Genomic DNA, 14,264 nt, shown 5'->3' on the forward strand with positions numbered 1-14,264 from the left:
CCGGTGACCGGTCCGGTTTGCCGGGTTGGGTCAAAAAAGTGCTGGCTTCAGCCCTGTGGGTATCCTTCGAAGACCACGAGGGCGTGTTGCAGTACGCCAAGGCGCAGCCGGTCCTCGGGCGTCTCGGCCGGGATTCGCGGGTGGATGTGGCGCGCCAGGATCGGGGCGAGCTCGGCCGCGCTCGGGGGAGACTCGGCCCCCGCGAGCGTCTCGGCCAGGCCGATGAAATCCGTCCAGATACGGAGCACAGGCGGGACATCTTTCTCGAGTCCGGCCGGCGTCCCGCCCGCGGCGAGTTCTCGGGCGAAGTCCTCGGCCCTGTGCGCGGCTAGGGCTTCTGCCACCAGACGCATCAGCTCGGGGTCGTCCTCGGGATGGGTCGGGTCGAGCACACGTCGGGCGTGGTCTGCAGCCGCCCCCAAGGGTATGCCGCGGTGGCTCACCTGGGCGGTGATTGTCAGGCCTGTCAGTAGGCCGATCGTATCGGGCACGGGGCTTAGAAAGGCCACCACCGTCTGCGCGCCGTTCCTCAGGGCCCCGTTGACCAGGCCCACCGGGGTGCCCTCGATCAGGTCGTCGAAGTTCTGGCCCACGACGCAGGCCATGAACATCCAGCCCTCGACCACCGGACGGCGCACGAGGTCCCGCTCCGTGACCCCGCTCCCCAGTTTTAGGATCGGCAGCGGGGGCGTCACTGAGCCGTCGACAGTGCCATGACAGGCCGCATGGGCGAGCCGTACCACCGGACCCTCGGCCTCCGCGAAGCGCACCCCGCTCGCTCGGATCACCGCCCCGTCCCGGGCGCGCTCCCAGAGCCACTGGCTCGCTGCGATCTCCACACCGGTTTGCGGGATGTCTGAAGAAGCCTTCACATCGTCATCGTACAAGAGTGCGACTGGGGCCTCCACCGCCGCCGCCGGTCTGGTCGGCGCGCTGGCCTCGTCACTGGCCTCGTTCCCGGGGCCGGCATAAAGACCCCGGCTCAGGGCAAAGATCGGCAGCGCGCCGGCGCTGCGCACCGTCAGCCCCTCAGGCGCCCCGGATGCTACCGGCAAGTTGTGGAATGCGCCCATTGTGCAGACCGTCACCTGGGAGACTCCCTCCAGAGCCCCGCTCGCCTCCAGAGGCGTCCAGATCAGCTGGCGCATCCCCCGCTCGATCTCGGACCAGGCGGTGCCGAGCATCGCCTCGGGCAGGGGCTCGGGCTTGTCGGCACCGGGCCGGTCCGGCGACTTCCGCACACCGCCTCGGGCAACGCTCAGCGAAGCGCCCGCACGCCTGAACAGCGCCGCCAAGTCCGCCACCCCGGGGACATCCTCCGAGGGCGTCGGCGCATGCACCAGACGCGGCGCGCCGGTCTTGCCCAGCACCCAAAGGTGGCTCGTCGTAACCTTCTCCGCCGCCTCGGCATCGGGGTCTTCATGCGGGAGAACCAGCACCAGAAGCTCCTCCGCCCCCAGCCCAGACTGCAGCCGCTCCACCGTGATCTGCTTCACGGGGTCCGCCAGGATCTCGTACCCCGGCACCTCGGCCGCCGCAGCCTTCAGCGCCTCGTAGCGCTTGCGGGCCGTCCTGATCTCTTCCTTCTTCGCTTCGATCTCGGCCCGGCGGTCAACCGGTGCCGGACCGCCCTCAACTGCTAACGCCATTCCCTCGAACCCGCGGACGCGTCGAGTGCTGCCTTCCGAAGCGTCATCGTCGTGCCCATCGTCTCCATCTGCGCGTCTCCCGAGCGGATCCCCTTCAAGGACCTGCAGTTCGGTCAGTAGTCGCCGCAGTTCCCGACGCTTCAGTGCAAAATCCCGAATCCTGGCGTCCACCCCCGCCCCCTTTGCCGATAGCGCTTCCTCTAAGAGCTCCGCCACAACCTGCCGTCCTTGCAGCGCGAGGACGATATCCTTCATCGCCTTTGCCGCTTCCTGATCCTCGCCCTCTCTAGCCACGGCGAAGGACCACCACTGCAGATGGAAGACACCGAACCAATATCGTAGCCTTTTCAAATGAGTGTCAGTTTCTTTGCGGTTGACCAGATCCACGATGTCGACCAACAATGCGCTCTTTTCGCGAGCCCAAGCATGCAACTCAACGTTCTTCTTGCGGTGTTTCCCTAGGCCCAAAAGGCTAGCCAGCCTGCGGATAACATCCGACTGCGCGTTGGATTGCTCGACTTCGGTCACACGGATCAGAAGACCCAGGCTATACGCTTGGCCGAGATTTGCGCTCGCTCCAGCACCCGCAAATTGAGAAAGTAATTGCGTGCCGGTGTCGCAAGATGTCCGGGCTTCATCGCGACGCCCAAGTCTAAATAGGCAATGCGAGCGATTCAGGAGAAGCGTGCCCGCATCCTTTTCTGGACGAGGCATTCTTCCCGCCTGAGTTGCAAGCCCGAGAAGATACAAAGCCTGATCGAAGTCTTGCAGCGCAGGCTTGAAGTCGCCTTTGTTAAGAAGCCATATTCCGCGACTGCAAAGAACCGAAACTGTGTCCGGCGCTGCCAAGAGTACATCATGCTCCTCCGAAAAATTTCTGATGCTGGCAAGTGCGATATCGTAGCATTCTTTGACAATTTCGTATGGAACATCGGACCGCTCAAGCAAATCTGCAAAAGCTTTATAAACTTTGGCCTCTTCTAGCGAAAGCCGATGCCTGTCATGAGGGTCCAAAGCGTCAAACAACTTGAGAAGCTCCGAGCCCTGTTCCTGCGCCTGTTGACTCTCACCGCGGTCCAAAAAGCACTGAAAGAGATTATACCTTGAGTTTATTTCGTGCTCCAAGATGCTGGTATCGCCATCTGTGAGCCTTGCATTCTTCATTTCCGAAGACCCTTGGCGCAGCCAATGTAGCGCCTCATCATTTCTTCCAGATTGGAAAAGAAGAGCGCCATAGTTCGACAGCGCTACCATTCTTGCCTCCTTAAAGGCATGATCAGAATTTTCGAGTGCGACTTGATCGAATAGGATAAGAGCTTTTTCATACTCGATCAGCGCTTCTGGATGCCTCTCGAGATTGATCAGGCAGTTTGCCCTATTAGCTGCAATTGTTGCCTTGGAGCCCAGGTTTCCTGGATCAATATCGAGATCCTCTGTCTTTTCGAGCACCCGCGCAGCCTCGTCGAAATCCACTAGAGCGTTCGGCGCCCGACCAAGAGCGCTGTGGTTCAGGCCACGGCTCAAGAGGATCTGGTGTTTGATGGGACTGCCGTGCGGCTCACTTTCAGGATTGATGGAATTGAGCAGATCAAGAGCCCGATTTAGCTTCTTGATGGCCTCTTCGTACTGAAGTCTCTGATGATCATCGTTGGCTTCTTCGCGCAGCGAGATGACCTCCCTTATGATGCGTAGCGAGATGGCCGCCGCTGTGATCGCTTCGTCATTGTTGTTTTTGTCCATTAGAAGATGACCTTTGGGGCTGATGCTAGCTTGTGGAAAGACGTTTTATCGTTTGAATTGTAGTCGGCGTGCCAGGGCTTCTGGAAGTCCCGTTTCCGCCCGTCTCCTCGGTCCGCCCAAGCCTCGCCCTCTCTGGCACGCCGTGCGTCAGCGTCCTCGCCGCGAACACCCGGTCCGGCAGGCGCATGAGGGTCTGTTCGGTGATCCCGTCGGGCCTGTACCAATCCGAGAGCAATCTGGCGTCGGCAGGCCCGACGCGGAAGGTGATAAGATTGCCGACGTTGGAGAGCGCCGTGCCGGCCCAGTTACCGCGTTGTTGGGATCCCCCGAAGGAGGTCAGGTCCTGGGTGGCGAGGGTGAGTTCGGCGCCGGTCTTGCGGCCTTCGGCCAGGAGCTGGGCAAGGCCGTCGGTGGCGTAGGTCTGTACCTCGTCGCAGTAGAGCCTGAGCGTTGGACGTGCCGCGGCAGGGCGGGCGCAGCGGGCCAGAAGTGCCCCGGAGATCTGCATCGTGAATAGCGCCCCGATGAGGGCTGCGTCGGCCTCTCCGGTCCGCCCCTTGGCGAGGTTGACGAGGATCGACTGACCCGCGTCCACCGCAGCACGAACATCCAGCACACTTTCGCGGCTTGTCAGGATCGGGCGCAGTAGCGGATTGCCGGTCAGCATCGTCAGCTTGCCCGTGATATAGGGAGTGATGTTGGCCAAGCTGGCCTCGCCATCGACCTTCGTGGCGATGTCCCGCCAGAAGCGGATGACCTGTGCATCCGGGCACGTCTTGAGCAGGGTATTGCGGAAGGAAGGATCGCAGAACACTCGCTCCAAATCGGCCAGGTCCGGGCCTCCGTTGGTGGCCACAAGGGGCATGTCGGGATTGTCGGGACTCCGGGCCAGCATCAGCAAAAGCAGGCTAGAACGCCAAAAGCTCGCCCACATCGGACCGAACGCTTCAGAAACGTCAGGGTAGAGGACCCGCTGGAAGATGCTCGCCAGCTGGCTGGCCACATAGTTGGCGTGGACTTCCTGTTTACCGGCCGGACCACGGAGCAGATCGAGGCCGAAGGGCGCGCCGTCTTCCGAGAGATCGGCGCGGATTGCGCGCTGTTCGAGGCTCTCCCCGAACAGAGACACGGCTTCCGCATACAGGTCGCCATGGGGATCGATCAGAACCACCGGAAGACCGGCCGAGATATCCTGGGCGAGAAAAGACCGGATCAGGGAGGATTTGCCGGTTCCCGTGGCACCAAGAATCATCGTGTGGCGGCTGAGGTCCGCACGCGGGATCTGGAGGGGCTCTTCTTCCGCACTCTCTCCCAGGTAAAGGCCCTCACCGACGCTCCGGACCGGCCGGGCCAGCCGGGCGGCGCCGGCATACCCGAGCCGCTCAAGCACGGCCGCGGCCGGCAGGATCCGGGGACCCCAGATTCCCTCCGGCCAGGCAAGGGAGAGATCGAGGAGAGGCAGGCCGCGCGGTTCGTTTGCACCCTGCAAGTTGGTCAGGAGATGCGTTCCGATTACCGGGACCACAGCCGCGGCGGCATCAATGAGGGTGAGGGTGCAGGTGGCGCGCCACCCCCGTTCTGAGGCGATCCAAGCATCGAGGAGGCGGGCGTCTAACATCGCGCGCCGGCTGCCCAGCGGGTCTTCCATGATGTTAGGGTAGCTGGGCCGGATCTGGCGCAAGCCTTCGCTAAGGAGAACCTTCTCTTGGAGCGTGAGGCTAAAGGCGGTGAAGGTTATGTCTAGGCGATATCCCTCGGAGAGGCATTCGAGGGCCCGGAGGGCATCCTCGATGACTAGCGCCGGTGCGCTGTGCAGGGGCAGTCGCAAACCTGGGGCGTCGACGTCGCGCAGGCTGGGCTTTCCTCTTGGGCCTTTGGCGTCGTTTCGGCTGCAGAGATCGAGGATGCGTCCCGCCGGATCAAGACGGTGGGTTTTGGCTGGTGAGATTTTGTATGGGTGGATCTCGTCCATTGGCCGCGCCCGCAGACCGGGACATGCGGCCTCGACGGTGCGCGCAAACGTAGCCCTCGCCTCTTTGGAACACAGGGAATTCGTGATCTGCACCGGTTCTTTCCCGAAAGCGGCGGCTCGGACCGACAGGCGAAGCCGATGCGTGCCCGTCTCTGCGGAGCCAGGGGTGTGGGCAAAGGACAAGGTCAGGCTCTCTCCATTGGCCAGCAGATGCAGAAGCGGATCAAGGACCATCGCGGTCTTGTGATCAGCAGCCGGGCCGCCGGACCAAACCAGGTCAACCGTCGCGTCGGCAGCTTCGATCCCGGCATTATGCTTGAGGTCGCTGTGCTGTGTGGGATCCTGATCAATGCGATCTATGGCAGCCAAGGGGTCGGTGCTGTGGGAGCTGTCAGTCATCCCGCACCTCCATGACGGAGTGCGCCATAGGCCAGAACGCACGGAGGTTCTCGCAGGACAGCGGGCCCTTGTTGATGGTGGCAGCCCTCGCAGCCGCCGACGACTGCCCGAGCGGCACTTGTGGTGCGCGTGGCGCGGACGGTTGCGGTAGAGGTTACTGGACGGGTCCAGTGTTGGGTTGTCTTGATCAGCATTGCGTCTCTCTTGGTTCTGTGGGGCTGCTCACAGGCGCGGCGCCTGCACACGAAGATCAGCCGGGTAGCCGCGCAGTTTGCCGCTCCGCGAACTCATTTTTCGGATTGAACGACCTGGCCAAAGTCTGAGGATCAGGTTCGTCCTGCTCAGGAAGTAGCCTTGTAAGCAGCAGATCAGCGCTTCCGCCGCCAGTCGCGACCGAGCCGAACGATTGTACCAGACATAGAGAATGTAAATAATATCATATTCTTAGGCGCCAGTGAACGTTGGGAGCCAGTCCTGTGCGCTCCAAGACTTGTAAGCTCCGAAAATCCTACTTTAGGACCCTTGGAGGATCGGGGCGAAACCCAAGGCGTCACAGACGTTTGGGCAGTTTGTGTTTGCGGATCATGTGCACAGGGCATATCGGCGGGCTCCTTTGCAGGCGAGAAAGCTGAAATCGCGTAACCCGCACCTTTTCACGCCGCGCCTGGCGACTCTACGCTGCGACCCGCGGGACCACCTTCTCGACCAACCGCAGAAATCGTGAGTTGCGAGCCCCCGCAACCAAACCCCTCAAGAAACCATATTAATTTCAGTGTCTTGGCGAGCAGCGAGACATCGCCGTTCATTCGGCCCGAGCAATATCAATGACTTAGCCCCGTAGGTGCAAATCACCCCGCAACCAACTGCGACGGCGTAGAGTAGCGTCCAATCGGCGTCGTTCTGGTGATGGATGTTAGCGATTGAGACGTGATTTCAGGAGCTTACGTGGTGTCTTGTGCAACTGATGTTCATGTTTCGATCGCATGGTATCGCGCTGCGTCGTGGGCATTTCGGCTACGGGGCAGAGATTGGCCTCTTTTGCATTCATGAGCGCTCAACCGGGCTCTCGCAATTGGTGGTTGCAGGTTCGACGGATCCGTAGGTCGCCCGGAGTATGGCCTTTCTATGTTGTTGCCATTGAGGTTCGCTTCGCGGGGCTTGCCGCCATTGAACCAAGGCCGGGTTCGGGAGAGGCGGGAGTCCGTAGGGGGCTTCAAGAAACTGCGAGAACCCCAGTAAACTATGAGGCAGGGTGTACCATGATCGTTTAAATGCGTTGCGATGCGATCAATGGATTGCATTGGAGGTGTACCTCGGAAGAACTCTTCCTTTCGAAGGCGCAGCAACAAAGGATTTGACTTTGGGATCTTTGTATTTTTTGAAATCTGATCGATCCGCGATGACCGTGTGCTTTCATCCGCTGACCTGATCGACCTCAACTTCTACGCGGACGGGTCGAACATGCTCTGGGTGGTGGACATCACCTATGCGCCGACCTGGGCCGGCTTCCTGTATCTCGCCGTCGTCCTTGATGCCTTCCCGCGGCGGATTGTTGGCTGGACCATGGAGACGAACGTGAGGATGCAGCTCATTCTTGACGCGATGAACATGGCATTGGGCCAGCGCAGGCGATCCAAGTGGTCGTTTCAGCTTCGTTTGGTCTGGTCCGATCCTGTGGCAGCGGCGCGCGGCGATTGGCCGAAGGATACAGGGCGCTCCTGGCTGAAGGATCGACGCGGACCTGCGCTAACCAGTATCCTCCGGACCGGATCGATTTCTGGACATTCAGCCGATTGGCCGGGGAAGGCGGCTTTGAGAGCCTGAAGGCCTCTTTGTTAGGGAGTCAGCCTGATGGCGCTGACGCGCACTTTCATTGGACCGTTTCGGCGACGTGCCTTCGCGGATGGCCTGAGAGCGCTCCTCGAAGACGATCCCAACCTGTCCGTGACGGCGCTGGTCGATCCCGAGGATGTCGAGCGCCACCTGGCCGCCGACCAGCCGACGGTTCTCATCCTCGAGGACCGCGCGGGCGAGAACGAGGTCCATCCGCTCCCCCGGTCGCCCTTCGTGGCCGTTATCCTGGTGTCGAGCGAAGGCACCGACGTGCAGATCGCCTTGAACCAGCTCGATTCCGCGCGGCTTCGGGACGCCATCGGCCTGGCCGAGCAGACCGCGCATCCGAAGGTCATCTCGCTCTCGGACGTCCGCCCGGTTCAGCCGCCGCTGGCACTGCCGCATTTCCGGCATGGCGGGGAGTCCGCCCTGCGATCGGTGACGGACTGGCTGGATGCGGCCTTCGCCCTTGCGCTCGACCGGCTCGTGGCCGCGCGCGGCGGCGATGCGGGCGGCTGGTCCGGCGATCTTGCGGCACTTATGGCTGGCTTCGGCGCCGCGGATACGTCGGAAGAAGCGCGGCTCTTCGGGATCATGCTGGAAACGCCGCTCTGGCAGCAGCGCCTGTTCCGCACCTTCGCGCTGGAACCCGCCGAGGTGCGCGCGATCTGCCTGGCGGCCGCGCCCGATCTGGATCAGCGCTATGCCTGGGCCTACGGGCTTTTGCAGAACAACTATGCCGAGCCGCGGCCCTCGGGGTCGACGCTGGCGCATCTGCTCGACCCCGACCTGGTCGGCGCCGAGTTCACCGCGCTGGTCACGGGGCGGCGGCTGTTCGCGCGCTACGGCCTCGTCCGCCCGGCACCCGCGCCGGCGGATCGGGCGGGCGAGCCGCAGCCGGGCTACCGCGCCGCGCCGGCCATTCTGGATCTGATGCTGGGCAAGCGGCCCCGCGGCGGCGGCGGATGGTGGCTGCAGGCGGCGGCGCTGCCGGCGCTCGCCGAGCTGACGGCGGACCTGGAGCGGCTTTTCACCCACGTCGCCGATCCTGTCGCCACCATCGCGCCCGGCGCACATGACGGGGCGGAGGAAGTGGCCGCCGCGCTTCTGGCGATCGGCCGGCCGGTCCTGCGGGCCGATGCCTGGGCGTTGGAGTCGGAAGAGAAGCTGATCGACCTCGCGCTTCACGCGCGGTTGCACGATGCCGTGCTGCTGCTCGAAGGGCTGGACCAGGCGAGCGACGCGGCGCGGTCGCTGTGCCTCTCGACTGATCTGCAGGGTCTCGTCGACGGACTGGTGCTGGATGGGGTCGCCTCGGCCCCCAAGGCAGCGCGAGCGACGGTGGCGCTGAACATCGGTCGGGTCGAGGCGGAAGATCGGAAGAAGCGCTGGGCTTTCGCCATGCGCGACAACGGGCTGGGGTCCGACGAAGAGACCAGTGCGGGGCTGGCCGCACGGCTGCGGTTCCGGCTGTCCGATATCAGGCTGGTCGCGGAACTCGCTGCGGGCCGCAGACGCGCGGGCGACACGTCCGACACCGAGGACCTGATGCTCGAGGCCGCGCGGCACGTGTCGATCCGCCACGCGCCGGCGACGGTGCGGCGTCCGCCACTGCACTTCGACTGGACGGACCTGGTGCTGCCCGAGAGGATCGAGGCGCAGGTCAAGGCGGTCCCCACGCACGTGGTCAACGGTCCGACGGTCCTGGACCACTGGGGCTATTCCCGGCGCCTTTCCTACGGGCGCGGTGTCGGGGCGCTGTTCTGCGGCGCGTCGGGCACCGGCAAGACGATGAGCGCGCAGGTCATCGCCCGCGCCCTCGGCGTGGACCTGATGCAGGTCGAACTGTCGCGCTGCGTCTCGAAGTACATTGGCGAGACCGAGAAGAACATCGACGCCTGTTTCCGGGCGGCCGACGCGGCTTCGGCGTGTCTGCTGTTCGACGAGGCCGACGCCATGTTCGGCAAGCGCACGCAGATCAAGGACGCCCATGACCGGCACGCCAACGTGGAGGTCGCCTATCTGCTCCAGCGCATCGAGGCCTACGAGGGCCTGGTCATCCTGACCAGCAACCTGAAGGCCAACATCGATCCGGCGTTCCTGCGGAGGCTGCGCTTCGTGATCGATTTTCCGTTCCCCAACGCGGCCGAGCGCCAGATGATCTGGGAACGCGCCATTCCCGACACCGCGCCCTGCGCCGAGGACCTGGACGTCGCGTTCCTGGCCCGGCGGCTGGAGCTGTCGGGAGGGTCGATCCAGCAGATCGCGGTGAACGCCGCCTTCGCCGCGGCCTCGGACGGCGGGGTGATCGAGATGCGCCATGTCATGGCGGCGACCCGGGCGGAGCTGATCAAGATGGGCCAGTTCACAGCGGAGCGGGCGCTTGAGGACCCGCCGTCGCGGGCGCTGATCACGCGGGGCCGGGCATGAGCCACGCGGTTCTCCAGCAGACCACGCGCGCCTTGCAGTTGTTGCTGCACGATGCCGTGGGCGACGCGACCTTCTCGACGCCGGATCAGTCGGTCCGCCTGGGTCCGCTGGACCTGCCCGAGGGCGGGACGGAGGCGCCCGTCTCGCTGTTCCTGTTCCATATCGAGCCGAACAGGTCGATGCGGAACGAGCCGCGCGTCGTGGATGGCGGCGAACGCCGCAGGGCGCTCGCTCTGGACGTGCGGTACGTCATCTCGGTTAATCGCATCGGTGCGGCGGGCGGCACCGAGGACCTGTCGAGGCTGGGCCTGATCCTCGCGAAGCTCGAGGCCAACCCGACGCTCGGTCCGCCGCTGATGCCCGACCAATCCATCCGGCTGACACCCGAACCCTACCCGATGGAGGAACTGAGCCGGGTCTGGGGGCTCTACGCGAGCACTGCGTATCGCACGTCGGTCGTCTATCTCGCCTCGCCGGTCTTCGTGGACGCGGTCGTGCCCGATCTGGCGGAGCGCGTGAGCAGCCGCCGCTTCGATGCCGGGCAATCCGCCGAGCCGCCCGATTTCGGAAGGGTGGAGGCATGAGCCACAGTTTCGATATCGTCTTCGATCCGCTCGCCGACCGCGAGGGTCGCGCGCGGACGGCGAGTTGCCTCGTGGTGCCGCGCGACCGGTTCACCGGAAAGATCGTGCAGCGCGGCATCACCGCCCGGATCGTCGGTCTTGGGGTCAAGGCGCGGCCGACCCTGAGCGGGGCGCTGTTCTTCGAGGATTTGCCCGGCGCTCCGCCGTTCCAGGTGGAGCTGGACGTCTCCCGCGCAGGGTACCTGCCGGTCGCGGCGTTCCCGGTGGACGTGGTCGAGCCGAACAAGCCGCCGCGGGCCGAGCCGCTTCTCGACCTCTCGCCCGAGCGCGTGGTCGACGGCGAGACCGCCGTCCTGCGTGGCCATGTCGAGCGCGACGGCAAGGAGATCGAGGGCGCGCGCATCGTCGCGGCGTTGGACATACCCGGCGCCGGGACGACCGAGGATTTCGAGACCCGTAGCGGCAAGCGCGGCGCCTTCGCGGTGCGGGTCCGGGTGCAGACCGACGACACCGCCGGGGCGGCGCCGAGCTTTCCCCTGACCACGACGGCCCACGTGACGGCCTTCTTCGACGGGGTCGAGAAGACCGACGGACCGAAGGACGTCACCGACATGCGGACCGAAAGCGTCGGGCTGATCGACCTGCCGACATGACACCTCCAACGCAGGGAGACGACGACATGAGCGTAGAAGACAACCTGAGGGACGAACTGGAGAAGTTGAAGAAGGAGGCGAACGATGCCGCTTTCGAGGCCGCCTCCCTCAAGGACAACATCGCCGATCTTTCGAAGCTCGTCGAAACGGCTTCGACCTCGAAGAAGGAGTACGAAGCCGCCTATCCGGCGCTGAAGGCCGCGCAGGCGGAACTGGAGGCGTTCCGGACAGGTCTCCTGCCCGATCTAAAGCGGGAACTCCGACCGGAGGGCGTCGAGAAGGTCAAGGAGAGCATCAAGGGCCTTGTCGATGAGATCGACGAGAAGAAAGCCGAGGTGATCGGCCTGAAAGGCTTCGTCCCCGATGCCAGGGAGTCATCCGAAGAAAATGTCTGGAAGCGCGGCGCAGTAGGCGACGCCGCCGCCGAGGTCGCCAAGGCCGAGAAGACCTTCGCCGCGGCATCGACCAGGTTGGAACACGTCAAGAAACTCGCCGCAGGGGTCGCGGCCCGACACAAGAAGATGAGCGCCGCCAAGGACGAGATCACCAAGCTCTCGCAGACCGGCCACGAGGCGACGGCCTTCTGGCTTCTGACCGAGGGGTGCCGGTCCGAAGGGGAGCAAGAGCCGGAACACGACCCTTGCGCGGACACGACGCCGACGCCGCTTCCCGCGGGGGACTTCTTCTCGGGGATGGTCGAGCCCAAGCTGATCAAGCCAGAAGACCATGACATCGAGGGCGCCTGGAATGCGTTTCAGGCCGCGCGGGATGACCTGAACGACAAGCGCGCGATCCTGAAATTGAAGGAAGACGAGCTGAAGGCCCTCGAGAAGACGCTCGACGACCTGACCAAGAACCTTGGCAAGAACATCCGCGAGGCGCTGGCCGAATGGCAGCTCGGCCTCGTCGATCCCAGCAGTTAACGGAGGACGAATAGATGCCAGAGTATCTAGCCCCGGGCGTATTCATCGAGGAAATCGAACGCGGCCCGAAACCCATCGAAGGCGTCGCGACCAGCACCGTCGCGTTTCTCGGCGAATGCGAGCGCGGGCCGCTGCGGCCCAGGCTGGTCACCGGCTACGGCGAGTTCCTGCGCCTGTTCGGCGACGTCTTCGCCGACGACAAGTATCTGCCCTTCGGCGTCAAGGCGTTCTTCGATAATGGCGGGCGGCGCTGCTATATCTCGCGCATCGTCGGCGACGGCGCGGCGACCGCCGAGCTTGACGACAGCGGCTACACGATCCGCGCGAACGGACCCGGCGCGGCCGGGAACCGCATCTGGGCACGGGTGCTGCCGGCGACCACGATCGCCGTGCCTCCGGGCGGCAGTGCGCCCGAGCCCATCGGGTTCCGCCTGCAGCTTGCCTATTTCGGGCGCGAGGTGCCGGGGGGCATCTTCGATCCCTTCGCCGATGTCGACCGGCTCCCGCGCCCGGTTCTGGTCGAGGATTACGACGATCTGTCGCTCGATCCCGAAAGTTCGGTCTTCTGGGAGAAGATGATCGGCGAAACGACGTCGGCGCTGATCACGCTCGAGGTCGCGCCGGGCACGGCGGTTCCGCCGGGGCCGGACCCCGTGGTCAGCGCGCCGCTTGCAGGCGGCGCCGACGGCGCGGACGCGACGCTTGCGCATTTCAACGGGCTTACGGACGAAGCCGGCAACCCGATCGTGGATCCCACCGACTTCCGGGGGCTGGCGGCGCTCGACCTCGACTTCTACCGCGACGTGGCCATCGTCCACGCGCCGGGCATCGGCAACGTGGACGCGGGCCAGTTCGCGATCCAGGAGGCGATCGTCACGCATTGCGAACGCAACCGGTTCCGTTTCGCGGTTCTCGACAGCTCGCGGGGGCAGAACGACATTTCCACGATCGAGCCGCGAAACCAGCGGGCGACACAGTACGGCGCGTTCTACTATCCGTGGTATCACACGCCGCATCCCCGCACCGGCGTGAAGACGCTCGTGCCCCCCGGTGCGGCGGCCTGCGGGATCTATGCCCTGACCGACAACACGCGGGGTGTCTGGAAGGCGCCGGCCAACGTCCCGGTCGCCGGGGCCATCGACCTCGAATACGACATCAACACGGGCAGCCAGGAGGTGCTGAACCCGCGCGGGGTGAACTGCATCCGCCGCTTCCCGGGCCGCGGCATCCGGATGTGGGGTGCGCGCACGCTGGCGGCGGATCCCTTGTGGAAATACGTCAGCGTCCGCCGGCTGTTCATCTTCCTCGAGGCATCGATCTACAACTCGACCCAGTGGGTCGTGTTCGAGCCGAACGACCCCAAGCTCTGGGCCCGCGTGAAGCAGAGCGTGACGCTTTTCCTGCGCACGCAATGGCGTGAAGGGGCGCTGTTCGGGACCAAGGAAGAAGAGGCGTTCTCAGTCTCGGTCGGGTTCGACACGATGACCGAGGACGACATCCTGAACGGGCGGCTGATCGTCGAGATCGGGATCGCGCCTGTGCGCCCGGCCGAGTTCGTCATCTTTCGCATCTTCCAGAAGACCATCGAAGCCAAAACATGACCCGGGATTGCAGTTGATCCGAGGAGGATAGCCAATGGCACGACAAGACCCACTCAGAAACTTCAGATACCGCCTCGAAATCGACGGGATCGACCAGGCCGGCTTCGCCGAGGTGGCGATCGGCGACATGTCGACCGAGCCCATCGAGTACCGCGAGGGCGACGAGATCACGACCGTGCGCAAGCTGAACGGTCTGAACAAGTACGCCAACATCACTTTGAAATGGGGCGTCACCGACAGCCTGGAACTGGCCGACTGGCACCAGCTGGTGGTGGACGACGCGACGCCGCTGGACGACGCGCGCCGTAACGTGGTGATCCGCGTCCAGAACGAGGCGGGCGAGGAAAAGGCCGCATTCGAGATCACCAAGGCCTGGCCCTGCAAATACGATCCGACCGACCTGAACGGCAAGGGCAACGAGGTGGCCATCGACATGCTCGAACTCTGCAACGAAGGCATTCGGCGGATCCAGTAACCCTT

General features: G+C 64.2%; 9 protein-coding genes. 7 read left to right on the forward strand and 2 right to left on the reverse strand.

What is annotated here, in order from left to right; genetic code table 11:
• Positions 1-47 precede the first annotated feature (47 nt).
• The gene (locus DEA8626_RS14850; RefSeq protein WP_108853996.1) at positions 48-3,389 is read right to left on the reverse strand and encodes a tetratricopeptide repeat protein; all 3,342 of its coding nucleotides are present in this window, start codon (positions 3,387-3,389) and stop codon (positions 48-50) included.
• 25 nt (positions 3,390-3,414) lie between these two features.
• Positions 3,415-5,760, reverse strand: coding sequence for a type IV secretory system conjugative DNA transfer family protein (locus DEA8626_RS14855; protein WP_108853997.1), 2,346 nt, complete (start codon positions 5,758-5,760; stop codon positions 3,415-3,417).
• A 1,407-nt stretch (positions 5,761-7,167) separates the two neighbouring features.
• Here DEA8626_RS14855 and DEA8626_RS14860 point away from each other — a divergent pair.
• From DEA8626_RS14860 to DEA8626_RS14890, 7 genes are all read left to right on the forward strand, one after another.
• Complete coding sequence (locus DEA8626_RS14860; protein WP_108853998.1) at positions 7,168-7,584, forward strand: DDE-type integrase/transposase/recombinase; 417 nt, start codon at positions 7,168-7,170, stop codon at positions 7,582-7,584.
• A gap of 120 nt (positions 7,585-7,704) precedes the next feature.
• Positions 7,705-10,023, forward strand: coding sequence for an AAA family ATPase (locus DEA8626_RS14865; protein WP_146188878.1), 2,319 nt, complete (start codon positions 7,705-7,707; stop codon positions 10,021-10,023).
• Entirely contained in the window at positions 10,020-10,607 is a 588-nt protein-coding gene (locus DEA8626_RS14870; RefSeq protein WP_108854000.1) for a Pvc16 family protein, read from the forward strand. Before DEA8626_RS14865 ends, DEA8626_RS14870 begins: the two co-directional genes overlap by 4 nt.
• The gene (locus tag DEA8626_RS14875) at positions 10,604-11,260 is read left to right on the forward strand and encodes a hypothetical protein (protein WP_108854001.1); all 657 of its coding nucleotides are present in this window, start codon (positions 10,604-10,606) and stop codon (positions 11,258-11,260) included. The genes DEA8626_RS14870 and DEA8626_RS14875 overlap by 4 nt, the downstream gene beginning before the upstream one ends.
• A gap of 26 nt (positions 11,261-11,286) precedes the next feature.
• The gene (locus DEA8626_RS14880) at positions 11,287-12,183 is read left to right on the forward strand and encodes a hypothetical protein (protein WP_108854002.1); all 897 of its coding nucleotides are present in this window, start codon (positions 11,287-11,289) and stop codon (positions 12,181-12,183) included.
• A 14-nt stretch (positions 12,184-12,197) separates the two neighbouring features.
• On the forward strand, positions 12,198-13,784 hold the full coding sequence (locus tag DEA8626_RS14885) for a phage tail sheath family protein (protein WP_108854003.1): 1,587 nt from the start codon (positions 12,198-12,200) through the stop codon (positions 13,782-13,784).
• A gap of 34 nt (positions 13,785-13,818) precedes the next feature.
• Positions 13,819-14,259 carry a phage tail protein gene (locus tag DEA8626_RS14890; RefSeq protein WP_108854004.1) on the forward strand — a complete coding sequence of 147 codons (441 nt, stop codon included), beginning with the start codon at positions 13,819-13,821 and terminating at the stop codon, positions 14,257-14,259.
• Positions 14,260-14,264: the final 5 nt, after the last annotated feature.

Origin of the sequence: Defluviimonas aquaemixtae (genome assembly GCF_900302475.1) — a bacterium.
GTDB classification, from domain to species: Bacteria; Pseudomonadota; Alphaproteobacteria; order Rhodobacterales; family Rhodobacteraceae; genus Albidovulum; species Albidovulum aquaemixtae.

What these genes read in the sequence shown, in the direction of transcription:
- DEA8626_RS14850 (WP_108853996.1), bottom strand. Translation starts at nt 3,389, where the DNA reads ATGGACAAAAACAACAATGACGAAGCGATCACAGCGGCGGCCATCTCG.
- DEA8626_RS14855 (WP_108853997.1), bottom strand. Translation starts at nt 5,760, where the DNA reads ATGACTGACAGCTCCCACAGCACCGACCCCTTGGCTGCCATAGATCGC.
- DEA8626_RS14870 (WP_108854000.1), top strand. Translation starts at nt 10,020, where the DNA reads ATGAGCCACGCGGTTCTCCAGCAGACCACGCGCGCCTTGCAGTTGTTG.
- DEA8626_RS14875 (WP_108854001.1), top strand. Translation starts at nt 10,604, where the DNA reads ATGAGCCACAGTTTCGATATCGTCTTCGATCCGCTCGCCGACCGCGAG.
- DEA8626_RS14880 (WP_108854002.1), top strand. Translation starts at nt 11,287, where the DNA reads ATGAGCGTAGAAGACAACCTGAGGGACGAACTGGAGAAGTTGAAGAAG.
- DEA8626_RS14885 (WP_108854003.1), top strand. Translation starts at nt 12,198, where the DNA reads ATGCCAGAGTATCTAGCCCCGGGCGTATTCATCGAGGAAATCGAACGC.
- DEA8626_RS14890 (WP_108854004.1), top strand. Translation starts at nt 13,819, where the DNA reads ATGGCACGACAAGACCCACTCAGAAACTTCAGATACCGCCTCGAAATC.